The sequence below is a fragment of the Martinezella sp. CNPSo 3964 genome (assembly GCF_057784375.1).
This window is the reverse complement of sequence record NZ_JBXSOW010000012.1, coordinates 159,267-172,068: the sequence shown is the minus strand read 5'-3', so window position 1 is coordinate 172,068 and position 12,802 is coordinate 159,267. Positions and strand designations below refer to the sequence as shown.

The 12,802-nt window shown below is 58.8% G+C and carries 11 protein-coding genes; 7 read left to right on the top strand and 4 right to left on the bottom strand.

Annotated elements, in window-relative coordinates; genetic code table 11:
- Positions 1 to 27: 27 nt before the first annotated feature.
- Positions 28 to 1,554: an ABC transporter substrate-binding protein gene (locus tag AC13Q5_RS29140; RefSeq protein ID WP_488504042.1), complete on the bottom strand. Its 1,527-nt coding sequence runs from the start codon at positions 1,552 to 1,554 to the stop codon at positions 28 to 30.
- 179 nt (positions 1,555 to 1,733) lie between these two features.
- On the opposite strand from AC13Q5_RS29140, the gene AC13Q5_RS29135 reads away from it, so the two are divergent.
- Both AC13Q5_RS29135 and AC13Q5_RS29130 read left to right on the top strand, forming a co-directional pair.
- The gene (locus AC13Q5_RS29135) at positions 1,734 to 4,154 is read left to right on the top strand and encodes a glucan 1,4-alpha-glucosidase (RefSeq protein WP_488504041.1); all 2,421 of its coding nucleotides are present in this window, start codon (positions 1,734 to 1,736) and stop codon (positions 4,152 to 4,154) included.
- A gap of 40 nt (positions 4,155 to 4,194) precedes the next feature.
- Entirely contained in the window at positions 4,195 to 4,935 is a 741-nt protein-coding gene (locus AC13Q5_RS29130; RefSeq protein ID WP_488504040.1) for an ROK family protein, read from the top strand.
- Positions 4,936 to 5,011: 76 nt separating this feature from the next.
- On the opposite strand, the gene AC13Q5_RS29125 is transcribed toward AC13Q5_RS29130, so the two are convergent.
- A complete protein-coding gene (locus AC13Q5_RS29125; RefSeq protein ID WP_488504039.1) occupies positions 5,012 to 5,932 on the bottom strand; it encodes a LysR family transcriptional regulator in 921 nt (306 codons plus the stop codon).
- 54 nt (positions 5,933 to 5,986) lie between these two features.
- On the opposite strand from AC13Q5_RS29125, the gene AC13Q5_RS29120 reads away from it, so the two are divergent.
- The 5 genes from AC13Q5_RS29120 to AC13Q5_RS29100 all read left to right on the top strand — a co-directional run bounded on the left by AC13Q5_RS29120 (position 5,987) and on the right by AC13Q5_RS29100 (position 10,509).
- Positions 5,987 to 6,604, top strand: coding sequence for a chromate transporter (locus AC13Q5_RS29120; protein WP_488504038.1), 618 nt, complete (start codon positions 5,987 to 5,989; stop codon positions 6,602 to 6,604).
- Positions 6,601 to 7,131: a chromate transporter gene (locus tag AC13Q5_RS29115; protein ID WP_457878182.1), complete on the top strand. Its 531-nt coding sequence runs from the start codon at positions 6,601 to 6,603 to the stop codon at positions 7,129 to 7,131. Before AC13Q5_RS29120 ends, AC13Q5_RS29115 begins: the two co-directional genes overlap by 4 nt.
- A 346-nt stretch (positions 7,132 to 7,477) precedes the next feature.
- On the top strand, positions 7,478 to 8,431 hold the full coding sequence (locus AC13Q5_RS29110) for a sensor domain-containing diguanylate cyclase (RefSeq protein ID WP_488504037.1): 954 nt from the start codon (positions 7,478 to 7,480) through the stop codon (positions 8,429 to 8,431).
- A gap of 166 nt (positions 8,432 to 8,597) precedes the next feature.
- Complete coding sequence (locus AC13Q5_RS29105; protein WP_488504036.1) at positions 8,598 to 10,016, top strand: LLM class flavin-dependent oxidoreductase; 1,419 nt, start codon at positions 8,598 to 8,600, stop codon at positions 10,014 to 10,016.
- Between the two features lie 190 nt (positions 10,017 to 10,206).
- Positions 10,207 to 10,509: a hypothetical protein gene (locus tag AC13Q5_RS29100; protein ID WP_113347362.1), complete on the top strand. Its 303-nt coding sequence runs from the start codon at positions 10,207 to 10,209 to the stop codon at positions 10,507 to 10,509.
- Positions 10,510 to 10,814: 305 nt separating this feature from the next.
- On the opposite strand, the gene AC13Q5_RS29095 is transcribed toward AC13Q5_RS29100, so the two are convergent.
- On the bottom strand, positions 10,815 to 11,396 hold the full coding sequence (locus tag AC13Q5_RS29095) for an NAD(P)H-dependent oxidoreductase (protein ID WP_488504035.1): 582 nt from the start codon (positions 11,394 to 11,396) through the stop codon (positions 10,815 to 10,817).
- On the bottom strand, positions 11,393 to 12,802 hold the full coding sequence (locus AC13Q5_RS29090; protein ID WP_488504034.1) for an FAD-binding oxidoreductase: 1,410 nt from the start codon (positions 12,800 to 12,802) through the stop codon (positions 11,393 to 11,395). The genes AC13Q5_RS29095 and AC13Q5_RS29090 overlap by 4 nt, the downstream gene beginning before the upstream one ends.

The following is a 12,802-nucleotide window of genomic DNA, read 5'->3' as shown; positions in this document are numbered from 1 at the left end:
AACCGGCGCCCGAGCGCCTTGGGAGGCTTATTTCTTGATCGATGCGTTCCAGAAGTAGGGCCATGGCGCCGGGTCGACGCCTTGAAGTTTGGTGGAGATCGCCGCAACGGCGTTGAAGTCGCCGATCTTCATCATGGGAGCTTCGTCATAGATGGTCTTTTGAACGTTCGCCCAGAGTTCGATACGCTTCTTGGGATCGACCTCGGTGTTGAATGCGTCAATTGCTGCCTTGCTCGTCGGCGTGGTCCACCAGCCGGGAGAGCTTGGCGACAGCGTGCCGATCAGCGCCGGTTCCGGCAGGAAGGGGCTGTGGCTGATATAGATGTCCCAGAGCGCCTTGTCGGTGCGGCGCTGGGTGAGCGTTGCCCAGTCGACCACCTGAAGATCGACCTGGAAGCCCGCCTGTTTCAGATATTCGGCCGCGACCTGCGCCATTTTGTAATGGAACTCGTACTGGCGGCTGGTCAGGATGCGGATCGGTTCGCCCTTGTAGCCTGCAGCCTTGGCGGCCGCCGCCGCGCCTTCCGGATCGGCGATGTTGTAGTTGCCCTTGACGCCCGCATTCGTGCTCCAGGTATAGGGGGCAGGGTACATGTTGCCGTCAACCGTATAGAAATTCGTGCTGCCGAAGGCGGCCGCCAGCATATCTTCCATGCTGAGCGCCTGACGGATCGCCTTGCGGATCGCGATATTCTTCGTGATGCCGTCGGCGGTATTGAAGACGAAGACCGGATAGCCGAATGGCTTCAGGAGCAGCGGCTGGGTCGCCGATGACGACTTCAGCTTGTCGAAGGATTCGACCGGAAGACTGTCGATGTAGTCGTACTGACCGGAAATGGCCGCCTCGACGCGGGTATTGGCGTCGGGAACCGGTACGAAGCGGATTTCGTCGAGATATTGGTGGCGGGCGCCGCCGTAACCGTTGCTTTCGCCATCGCGCGGCTTGTAGCCGTCAAAACGCACCAGCTGGATATACTGGTCGGGCTTGCGCTCCTTCAGCATGTAGGGACCGGTGCCGATGAAGTCGGTCATCGTATCCGCCTGCTTGCTGGCCGGGATGATGATGGCGGCTGAGTTGTTGAAGGCAAGCAGCGAGGTCAAGGGGGCATAGGGTTGCTTCAGCTTGATGACGACGGTCGCCGGGTCCTGGGCGGTGATCGATTCGATGAAGCCGCCCGCCTGCTTGCCGCGCGAGGCGAGCTTGATCCAGCGGTTGAGCGAGGCGACCACGTCGTTGGACGTCATGACGCTGCCGTCGTGGAACTTGATGCCGGTTCTCAGCTTGATCGTGTAGGTTTTGCCGTCGGCGCTGATCTCGGGCAGGCTGTCGGCCAGCAGCGGCGTGACGTTCCAGCCCTTGTCGAAGGTGTAGAGCGTTTCGAAGATGTGCTGCGTGACGATGCCGACGAGATCGGCCGTGGAGGTCATTGGATCGAGCGTCGGCGGCTCGCCGATCGTTGCGACGTTGATGACGCCACCTTTTTCCTGGGCCATCAATAGCGAGGGGGTTGCAATCAAGGCAGCTGCAATCAGCAAGCCGGCACTTAGCTTCATCGATATTCTCCCAATTATGTTCCACAATTATGTTATATACAATTTTATAACAGAATACAGGACGCATGCGGGCTGTCAATGGTGGTGAAAACAAGGGTATCTCGGCTCGAATGCAACCAGGTTCCGTCTTGCCGAAACACTTTGGTCGGAGCAGATTGCTGCGATAGAGGAGATAGTGCATGGCGCTTTACGATGCTTCCGGCTCCAACGTGAACGGTATCGAACCTCGCTGGACGTCCAGTGCAAAGAGCGGAATTGGCACAGCGCTTTCGCCAGCCTGCCGCATCTGGTTCACACTCAGTCACGGCATCCTGAACGAAGTCTATTATCCCCGCGTCGACAGCGCCTGTACCCGCGACATCGGATTGATCGTCACGGGTCCCGATGGTTATTTCTCGGACGAAAAGCGCGATACGGAAAGCGTCGTCACGACGGTCGAGGATGGCGTTCCGGCCTATCGGTTGATCAATACCGCAATCGACGGTCGTTACCGGATCATAAAGCGCATCATCGTCGATCCGATGCGCAGCAGCTTGCTTCAGCAGATATCATTAGAGCCGCTCGAAGGATCGATCCACGATTATCGCCTTTACCTGCTTGCGGCCCCGCATCTGGTTAATGCCGGTTACGGCAATACGGGCTGGGTGGGAGATTATAAGGGCACGCCGATGCTTTTTGCGACCGGCACAGGCGGCGTCTCGCTCGCACTTGCCGTCAGTGGCGGTTGGAGGACGGCATCTGCCGGCTATGTCGGGGTGTCCGACGGATGGCAGCAGTTGCGGAAAGCGGCTCAACTGGACCCGGCCTTCGCGCGTGCAGCCGATGGCAACGTCGCACTGACCGGCGAAATCGATCTTACGGGTGGCAGTGATACGGTCGTCGTATCTCTCGGCTTTGGAAGCCATGCCACAGAAGCCGGCTACAATGCCCTTGCCAGTTTGCAGGCCGGCTATGACGATGCGGAGCGCAGCTATGTCTCCGACTGGCGGGCGTGGCAGGACGGGTTGCTGGCGCTCGACGAACCGAGAGCACCACCGCCGGAGCTCAATCGCTATCGGATATCGACAGCGGTGCTGGCGACGCACCGGCCCCTGTCCTTCGAAGGGCCGGCCGTTGCTTCCCTGTCCATCCCTTGGGGCTTTGCCAAGGGTGACGAGGACCTCGGAGGCTATCATCTGGTCTGGCCGCGCGATCTGGTCGAGACCGCCGGCGGCTTCCTGGCTGCGGGCGCCTCGCAAGACGCGCTGCGCATTCTTGCCTATCTGCGCGTCATCCAGGAAGAGGACGGGCATTGGCCGCAGAATTGCTGGCTGGACGGCGAGCCTTACTGGACCGGGATACAGATGGACGAATGCGCCTTCCCGATCCTGCTGGCAGATGCACTGCGCCGTGAAGGGGTGTTAACGGGCGAACTGCTTTCATCCTACGTGCCGATGGTCGAAAAAGCGGCGCGTTACGTGGTCGTCAACGGTCCGGTCACCGGTGAGGACCGTTGGGAGGAGGATGGCGGTTTTTCCCCCTTCACCTTGGCGGTTGAGATCGCTGCGCTGCTGGCGGCGGCCGATATTCTTGAAATCGCCGGTCAGACGCACAATGCGGACTACTTGCGCCAGACGGCGGATGCCTGGAACGACCAGATCGAGCGCTGGACCTATGTCAGCAGCGATGCGGAGAACTCCGCTCCCGGGGTCAAGGGCTACTATGTCCGCATTGCGCCGCCGGAAATAGCCGACGGAACCTCGCCGGCCGATGGTTTCGTGCCGATCAAGAACAGGCCGCCAGCCGAATCCTTTTTGCCGACCGCTCGCGTCGTCAGTCCCGATGCTTTGGCGCTGGTGCGGTTCGGATTGCGTGCCGCCGACGATCCCCGCATTCTCGACACCGTGAGGGTTATCGACGCACAGCTCAAATGCGACCTGCCGCAGGGCCGGCTATGGTATCGTTACACCGGTGACGGCTATGGCGAGCATGAAGATGGTGGGCCATTCGACGGCACCGGCATTGGGCGCCCGTGGCCGCTGCTCGCAGGTGAACGAGCCCATTACGAGCTTGCAGCCGGCCGGCCTGAAATGGCTCTGGAATTGCTCAAAACACTCGAACAGTCCGCAGGCCACGGTGGATTGTTGCCCGAGCAGGTATGGGACCAGCCCGATGTTCCTGAACTGGGCCTTGTCCTGGGCAAACCTTCCGGCAGCGCCATGCCGCTCGTCTGGGCTCACGCCGAGCATATCAAGCTCCTGCGCTCGCTGAGAGACGAAGCCGTTTTCGACATGCCGCCGCAGGGTATCGAACGCTATGTGAAAAACAACGTTGCGGCACCGTTCGTGCTATGGCGTTTCAACAACAAGCTGTCGCAGCTTGCCGTCGGCAAGCGCCTGCGGGTCGAGGTCATGGCGCCGACGGTCGTGCACTGGAGTTTTGACGGCTGGGCGAGTGTCAACGATACCGAAACGCGCCAGAATGGCTTCGGCATCAATGTTGCGGAGCTTGCAAGCGAACGCCTGCCCAAAGGCGCGGTGATTGCCTTCACCTTTTACTGGCCTGACACCGACCATTGGGAGGGAGAGAATTTCTCCGTCTCGGTCGTTGAAATGCCATAGCATGCATGGTGCCGGTCATGGATAGAAAGTGTGGACGAAGATGAGCCAGGTAACAGAGAGCCGCAAAGCAAACGCAAAATCGAAGAAAACCGTGGCTCCGGCTGCGACAGAAGAACTGGTCGTCTTGGCAATCGATCTCGGCGGTTCGCATGTAAAGATGCGTCTCAGCTCCGGCGGTGAGCGCCGAGCGGCCGTCTCCGGTCCAACAATGTCGGCAAAACAGATGGTTCAGACCGTCAAGGAGCTGACGAGCGATTGGCAATACGACGTTATCGGCATGGGATACCCCGGCCCGGTATTGAACAACAAGCCGGCTGTGGAACCACACAATCTCGGACCTGGCTGGCAGAATTTCGATTTTTCTTCCGCTTTCGGAAAGCCGGTCAAGCTTGTCAATGATGCCGTGATGCAGGCAATCGGCAACTACAAGAACGGCAACATGCTGTTTCTCGGCCTCGGCACGGGATTGGGTTCGGCGATGATCGCCAATCACGTCTGCCTGCCCATGGAACTCGCCCACCTGCCCTACAAGAAGCGTGACACTTTCGAAGATTTTATCGGCGAACGCGGCCTTGAAAAATACGGCAAGAAAAAATGGCGCCAGTCGGTCGAGGAGATCGTGGAAAGGTTGCGGGCGGCGTTGTTGCCACACGAAATCGTCATCGGTGGCGGCAACGCTGAAAAGCTCAAGGAGCTGCCAGCCGGTTGCCGTGTCGGCGAGAACGAAAATGCCTTCCTTGGGGGATTTCGCCTCTGGAAGGACACGACTTTGAGCTTCTAGGCTACGCAGGCGTGGTCGAACGCACTCGCAAAGGACCAGACACAAGCCGGTCGATCTTTCCTGACAGGAGGCTGGCTCAAGGTCCGTATTTCAGCGGCATTTTCTCCCGATGGACGATGTCGGCAAACAGCCGCAGCGCGCCACTTGGCTGTTCATCGCGCTGTGCGAGATAAAGTGGCGCTATGAGGTTGGTGCGGGGGTCAAGACTTAGATAGGCGATGCCGTTCGTCTCCAGCCGGGCGATCGATCCTGGAATGATGGAGATTCCGAGCCCGGCGGCGACAAGGCTGAGCGTCGACAGCAACCGGGGAGCTTCATGCCGTATTTTCGGGCTGAAACCCGCGGCAAGGCAGGCCGCTATGATGCCGTCATATAGTCCCGGCCCCGACGGTCGCCGGTAAAGGATGAAGGGCTCGTTTGCGAGTTCCGACAATTGAACGGGGTTCTCGCCCCTCGTCGTAGCAAGCGGATGACGATCGGGAAGAGCCACCAGCATCTCTTCGTCGAGAATTCGAGAAATTATCAGCCCGCTCGATTGTGCGACGGGAGAGCGCACGAATGCGACATCGAGAAGGCCGGAATGCATCATGGTAATGAGATCGGGCGTACTGGCTTCCTCAAGCTTGAGCACGACATTGGGCGATGTCTCGCCGAGCGAACGGACGGCCGAGGTGACGAGGGGATGAAACGCGGCCGAACTGGTAAAGCCGATGGCGAGGCTTCCCTCCTCTCCACGCGCGTTGCGTCTTGTTGCCTCTATCGCAAGATCGACGTCATGCAGGATGGTCCTTGCTCTCTCCACGAAGGTCTGCCCTGCATCCGTCAGTGCAACGCCTCTCGGCAAACGCTTGAAGAGCGGGGCACCGACGATCGCTTCCAGCTTGGCGATCTGCTGGCTGAGTGGCGGCTGCTGGATGCCGAGCCTTTCCGCGGCACGGGTCATATGCCCCTCATCGGCAACGGTTACGGCATAGCGAAGATGTCGAAGCTCGATCATGGCATATCTCAAACATATGGATACTAATAAATCCATATATTGGACGCATGGTCGATGAAAGCCTATTTTGCCGCCTTGTTCGACAAGAAGCATATAGGCCAAGATATGGATGCCATTTCCCCTCACAGCACCGTTCAACGCGAAGAGCCAACCGTCGCCGAACTCTTCTTCGGCTTTTTCAAGCTCGGCCTCATCGGCTTTGGTGGTGTCTTGCCGCTTGCACGCCGCATGGTGGTGGAGGATCGCAAGTGGCTGACCGGGGAGGAATTCACCGAGCTGCTCGGGCTCTGTCAGTTCCTGCCTGGCGGCAACATCATCAATATGTCGGTTGCGATCGGCTCGAAATTTCAAGGTGTGGCAGGCGCTTTTTCGGCCCTTTTCGGCCTGATCGTCGCGCCGACGGCAATCGTCATCGGTCTCGGCGTCATTTACGATCAGTTCAACAGCGATCCGCGGATCCAGCACATGTTTGCCGGCCTTGCCGCGGCAGCTGCCGGTCTGCTGATCTCGATGGCCGTCAAGATCGTCCTGCCGTTGCGCCGCAGGCCCGTCGCCCTGGTCATTGCCGCCGTTTGTTTTGCTGCCATCGCCATCGCCGGATTGCCCTTGCTGCCGACCATGCTGGTTCTGGCGCCTCTCAGCATCATCGCCACCTGGAAGCTTGAATCATGACCACGACCCTGCTCGCTCTCGCAATCATTTTCACGCAGCTTTCATTGCTGGCCTTCGGCGGCGGCAATTCCATCCTCCCTGAAATGCACCGGCAGGTCGTCGACGTGCAGCATTGGATGACGGCGCAGCAATTCGGTGCGCTGTTCGCATTGGCGCAGGCGGCTCCCGGTCCAAACCTGATGGTCGTGCCCCTGGTCGGTTGGCATGTTGCCGGATGGGCGGGCGTCTTGGTGACATCGGCGGCAAAGTTCGGGCCTTCTTCGGTGCTGACATATCTGGTGCTCCATCTCTGGAATCGCTTCAAGGACAGGCCGTGGCGAAGGATCGTACAGGCAGGCCTGGTGCCGATGACCGCGGGGCTTGTCACCGCCAGTGCGGCTGTCATTACCGAGGCGTCAACTCAGGGCTGGATTCTGGCGGCCATAGCGGCAGCTGGCGCGCTTGTTCTCTCGACAACGCGCATTCATCCGCTCATCGTTCTGGGCATTGGCGCGTTGATCGGGCTGAGCGGCGTTGGCCAGGTGTGATCAGGAAATCGCTGGCGCCAAGTTTGGGAGCAAATGCCCGCACTGACCTTCGACTCATTTTCGAAAATGGCGCGCTGCAGCCATTCAAGCGGCTGGCGGCGAAGCAAGTTCCCCCGTCAAGCTGCGCCCGTCGGTTGCTCCATGCTTTGCAAATACGTCTGCCGCTTGAAATAACCCCTTCTTTGGAGGCTTGGTCTCAAATCAGGGCTGTTGATATCGGCGATAATCGCAGCGCTCGTACTTTTAGAAACCAAAATGCAAACAATCCATGTAATCATTCCATTGGGAAAGATTCCCAGCGATAAAGCTGGTGACGCTCTTTTTGATCAGCTGGTGAGGGCCTCCAGTGTCTTGCGATGGAAATGCAATACTCGATCCACAGGCAATCGGCTCCCGCGAGTTCATGCATTTGCGGGAATTGTTCGATCGATCGTTCAAGGCCGCTCGCATCGGGGTATGGGAATGCAGCCTCCCCGACCAGACGCTCAGTTGGACGGATATGGTCTATGAGCTCTTTGATCTTGCGCCGCAAACGCCGCTGACGAGGGAGGAAATCCTTAAACTTTATACGCCGGAGACCCGAATACGTCTCGATGAGGTGCGCGAGAAAGCAATCCGCACCGGCGAGGGCTTCAGCCTGGATGCGCAGATCATTACCGCAAGGGGCAATCGTCGATGGATCAGGATAACCGCCTGCGTCGAGTTCGCGAATGGAGCCGCGACTAGAATTTTCGGGATGAAACAGGATGTCACCGCCGAGAAGACGATGGTCGAGCAGCTTCGTCAACTGGCCGAGTATGACATGCTCACCGGACTGACATCCCGCACCAGATTTGAAACGTTCTTCAACGAAATATGTGCGGCCGAGGGCCGAACCGGCAGAGCGCTCCTGCTGGTAGATCTCGACGGCTTCAAATCCGTGAACGATACTCTCGGGCATCAGGCTGGAGATGATTGTCTCAAAGCGGCAGGGCGCAGACTTTCGCGCGCAGTCCCCAAGGCCAATATGGTGGCGCGAATTGGCGGCGACGAGTTTGCCGTTATCCACGAATGCCTGTCGACCGAGCATCTTGCAAAAATCGCCGATCGTGTCGTCAAGGGATTGAACTGGACCGTCTCCACGCCGGCGAAGACCATTCGCATCGCAACCTCCGTCGGCGCGGCGATAATCGTGCCCGGCCATTCGTCCAAGGACATTTTTGCGAAAGCGGATCGTGGTTTGTACGAAGCGAAGTCGTCGGGGAAGAACGGCTTCCGGATCGCGCCGCCGACATGGTCTGCATACAAGGCAGCCCTTTAGATCGAGCCCGCCGATCGGTTACCAATCACAAGCATCGAATAGCGAATTGCCGGCGAGAAACGGGGAAAAATATTTCTCCATAGAGTATATAGACATTATGCAATTACTTTTCGAATTGCATTGCCGCCCCTAGCTTGATCGTCGGTTCAATTCGTCCGGAGCTGGCATGACAAGGCATATTCGATTCAACGCGTTCGACATGAATTGCGTCGCGCATCAGTCCCCCGGTTTGTGGAGGCATCCGCGCGATAAATCATGGAAATACAAGGATCTGGACTATTGGCAGGATCTGGCGCGGACGCTGGAACGCGGTATTTTCGACGGCATATTCATCGCCGACGTCATCGGCTATTACGATGTCTACAAGGGCTCGAACTACCATGCGATAGAGCAGGCCGCGCAGATACCGGTCAACGACCCGATCCAGCTGGCGGCGCCGATCGCGCTTGCGACCGAACATCTCGGTATCGGAATAACCGCCTCCACCTCGTTTGAGCATCCCTATACCTTTGCTCGACGGCTTGCGACCGCCGACCACCACACCAAGGGTCGCATCGGCTGGAATATCGTGACCTCCTATCTCGAGAGCGGCGCCAAGAACATCAGTCAGGGTGGCTTGAAGACCCATGACAACCGTTATGAGATCGCTGCCGAATATGTGGAGGTTCTCTACAAGCTCTTCGAAGGAAGCTGGGAAGAGGGCGCCGTGCTGCGCGATGCCAAGCGCGGCATTTTCACCGATCCTACCAAGGTTCACGAGATCGGTCACAAGGGCAAGTATTTCGAGGTTCCCGGCTATCATCTCTGCGAACCGTCGCCCCAGCGCACACCCGTGCTCTATCAGGCAGGTGCATCGGGGCCTGGCAAGGCCTTTGCTGCCAGCCATGCTGAATGCGTCTTCGTGGCGGCTCCGACCAAGAGCCTGCTGCGCGCCTATGTCGCCGATATCAGGCAAAGGGCTGCGGCTGCCGGCCGCGACCCACGAAAGGTGCTGATCTATAATCTCACGACGCTGATCATCGCGGAAACCGACGCAAAGGCGCAACAGCTCTTCGAAGAGTATCAGAGCTACGCCTCCTATGACGGCTCGCTTGTCTTCATGTCGGGCTGGAGCGGCATCGACTTTGGCCAATATGCGCCCACTGACGAATTGAAGAAGGTCGAGACCAATGCCATCGTCTCGATGATCGAGCATTTTGGCGGCAAGGATCGGGCTTGGACGGTCGAGGAACTCGCCAAATGGGGCGGGATCGGCGGAACTGGGCCGGTTTTCGTCGGCTCACCCTCGACCGTCGCTGATATCCTGCAGGAATGGGTAGAAGAGACCGATGTCGATGGCTTCAACCTCGCTTATGCCGTGACGCCCGACAGTTTTGAGGCGGCGGTCGATCTGCTCGTTCCGGAACTGCAAAAGCGTGGGGTATATCCGACGGCCTATCGCCCAGGCACGCTGCGCGAAAAGCTCTTCGGCGAGGGACCTTACCTGCCGGCGACCCATCCGGCCAATGGCTATCGCGACATCGAGGCCGTCAAACGCCGGGATGCCGAACTTGCCGCGCCGCTGCGCCAGTCGGCCGGCGTCTAGACTTTGCCATATAACCGAGTCGATTGAAGTATGCGCATATTCGGCCTGCTTTTGACGATGCTCTCAGGGCTGACGGCCCGGATTGATCCGGGAGATATTCCGCGCGGTCGGCCATTTAAGGTAGCAGCACATTAACGCTCTGTTCACCTTAAGATTACTAAGGTTTCCTGATGAAAAGGAAGGAAGCCCAATGAAAAAGATTTTTGTTCTCGCCATGGCTGCGGTAACGCTGGCAGCGCCCTTTGCCAACGCGCAGGAATGGCCCCGTCATCATCGCGATCGTCCCGACGAAGTTCATCGCAAGATGCCGCCGCGGGGACCGGGACGCCCGGGATGGGGACCATATCGGGGTAAGGACCGTTCGGGTTACTATCACGGCTACAGAGGTTACCACGATCGCCGCCCGGGCTATCGCCGTCACAGTGATGGTCTTTGGTATCCTGCCGCAGCCTTCGCACTCGGCGCCATTATCGGCGGCGCTTTGAACAACTAGAGCTCTTCCGCTTTTCCGGGAATTGCTCTTAAGCTTTCGATGCTCATTGAAGCGGTTTGGGGGAATGCGATCCGTCATTTCCCCAAACGCGCAGGCGGATCGAAGTTCGCCGCGAGCCGGAACAACGAGCCAATTTTCATGTCTCTTCGGCTGCGGAACATCGGCCGGCATCTGCTGCCCACAAAGCCAGACTTTCTTCAGGCGAAAGAGCCTCGCGATTGTCGCTAATCGATAGTCTCACGCAGAAATGGAGGAGTCGTCCGTTGGACAGTCATGGTTATTCCGGCCGCTAGAAAAAGCCGCTCTTAAAATCGCCCCATCTCGCGGCCGACCTTCGCCAAAAACTCCTTGCGGGAAGTCTCTGTCGAGCGGTTCATGTCGTAATGGGCGAGGAAGACGACCGGGGCGAAGGGCTTGATCTGGGCGCGCAGCACGCGCTTGACGATCTTTTTCGGAGGGTTGCCGGCGACGAAGGCGCGGAATGGGTCCGCGCCGTAGGTCAAGACCGCACCGAGCTTGCGGATATGCTGCAGCTTTGAGCGCACCTTGCCGTTGACGAGCTCGAAGGAAACGCCCGGAAGCCAGACCCGGTCGAAATAGCCCTTGAGGATCGCGGGAAAGCCGAAGTTCCAGACCGGGGTCACGATGACGAGGGCTTCGGTGCGCTCCAGCCGTTCCACGTAAGATTTCAGCGCATCGGTATTTTCGGGATAGTCATGGTAGATCAACCGGTCATGACGTGACAGGACAGGGTCAAAGCCCTCTGCGTAGAGGTTGCAGTCGTCGACCTCGTGGCCGGCTCGCTTCAGGCTCTCGATGGTCTGCCGGTGCAGCGCGCCGCCAAAACTTTCCTCGACCGGATGGGAATGAAGGACGAGAACCTTCATGAAGCCTCCATCAGGTCGGCGAGGCCGGGGAAGAGGTAGTTCTTGCCCGATTTAAAGTCAAAATTCGGATCGTCCCAGGCGATCATCTTGCCGGGATTGAGCAGGCCCTTCGGGTCGGTCTCCTTCTTGAAGGCAAGCTGCACGGCATCCGTCTGTTTCATGCCGCCTTCTTCCAGCGTATAGCGGTGCGGATTGAAGATCGGGCAGCCGTGGTCCTGGTGAATCCTAATGATCTCTTCCAGTCGCTCCTCGGACGTATAGCGCACAAGCGGCAGGCCGGCGCACTGGATCTGGCCGTCGAAGCGGATGAATTCGAGATGGCCGGGCACTTCGTCGCCGAAGATTTCCACCATCTTCTGGACCTTGGCGACGTGATCCGGTCCTGGATACTGCACCTGCAGATAGGTGATCGAGGGATCGACCTTGATGGCGCGCAGCGTCGTGTGGTTCCAGGCAAGCTCATAGGCATGTGGAATGCCCTTCATGCTCTCCACCTTGTCGGAGCGGAAGGTGATTTCGCCCTTCTGCTGCCGCGTAAAGGCAACGAAGGGATCCATCGCATGCGGTGCGATCATCAGCGCCACGATCGATTGCCCCTCACGGATATAGGGCTTGTGGCGGGCAAAATATTCGTGCGGAATGGGGGCGGCGATCGGGGCGATTTCCTTGACCAGAATGCCGTTGCACTTGGCAAGCGCATCGGAAAAGCGCACGGCATCCATGAAATCGTCATAGCCGACCAGCACATCGACCCAATCATAGGCCGGCGCCAGCGGCATTTCGATCTCGGTGATGATGCCGTTCGTGCCGTAGGCGTGGCTGACCTTGGTCAGGTCCCAGCCAGTCAAATCGAGGGTACGCGGCTCGGCTTCCATCGTCACGACGCGCAGGCGCAGGATATTGCCGAGATCGCGCAGGCCACCCCAGGTAATCGAGCCGACGCCGCCAGAGCCGCCGGCGATGAAGCCGCCGATCGTCGCAGTCTGGGCGGTTGAGGGATGGAAGCGCAGCTCCTGGCCCGAATGGGCCTTGGTCTGGCGGTCGAGTTCGGCAATGACGATGCCGGGCTCGCAGATGACGCGGCCGGGATGGATCTCCTTGATCCTGTTCATGGCGGCGAGGTTGAGCACGATGCCGCCGGAAAGCGGCATGGCCTGGCCGTAATTGCCGGTGCCGGCGCCGCGTGGTGTGACGGGCACGTCATGCGCGTAGGCGACCTTTAAAGTGCGGATCACCTCCTCCTCGGTCTTCGGCGTGACCACGAGATCGGCCGTGACATTGTCGAGCTGGGCTTTCAGGATCGGCGAATACCAATAGAAGTCACGACTCTTCTGGCGCACGAGCGCCGGATTGTCTTCGACGGCGATGCCTTCGAGTTCTTTCTTGATGCGCTGATAATCCGGCAT

Excerpts from the sequence above, each read along its gene's own strand:
- AC13Q5_RS29140 (WP_488504042.1), bottom strand. The coding sequence starts at position 1,554 with ATGAAGCTAAGTGCCGGCTTGCTGATTGCAGCTGCCTTGATTGCAACC.
- AC13Q5_RS29135 (WP_488504041.1), top strand. The coding sequence starts at position 1,734 with ATGGCGCTTTACGATGCTTCCGGCTCCAACGTGAACGGTATCGAACCT.
- AC13Q5_RS29130 (WP_488504040.1), top strand. The coding sequence starts at position 4,195 with ATGAGCCAGGTAACAGAGAGCCGCAAAGCAAACGCAAAATCGAAGAAA.
- AC13Q5_RS29125 (WP_488504039.1), bottom strand. The coding sequence starts at position 5,932 with ATGATCGAGCTTCGACATCTTCGCTATGCCGTAACCGTTGCCGATGAG.
- AC13Q5_RS29120 (WP_488504038.1), top strand. The coding sequence starts at position 5,987 with ATGAAAGCCTATTTTGCCGCCTTGTTCGACAAGAAGCATATAGGCCAA.
- AC13Q5_RS29115 (WP_457878182.1), top strand. The coding sequence starts at position 6,601 with ATGACCACGACCCTGCTCGCTCTCGCAATCATTTTCACGCAGCTTTCA.
- AC13Q5_RS29105 (WP_488504036.1), top strand. The coding sequence starts at position 8,598 with ATGACAAGGCATATTCGATTCAACGCGTTCGACATGAATTGCGTCGCG.
- AC13Q5_RS29100 (WP_113347362.1), top strand. The coding sequence starts at position 10,207 with ATGAAAAAGATTTTTGTTCTCGCCATGGCTGCGGTAACGCTGGCAGCG.
- AC13Q5_RS29095 (WP_488504035.1), bottom strand. The coding sequence starts at position 11,396 with ATGAAGGTTCTCGTCCTTCATTCCCATCCGGTCGAGGAAAGTTTTGGC.
- AC13Q5_RS29090 (WP_488504034.1), bottom strand. The coding sequence starts at position 12,802 with ATGCCGGATTATCAGCGCATCAAGAAAGAACTCGAAGGCATCGCCGTC.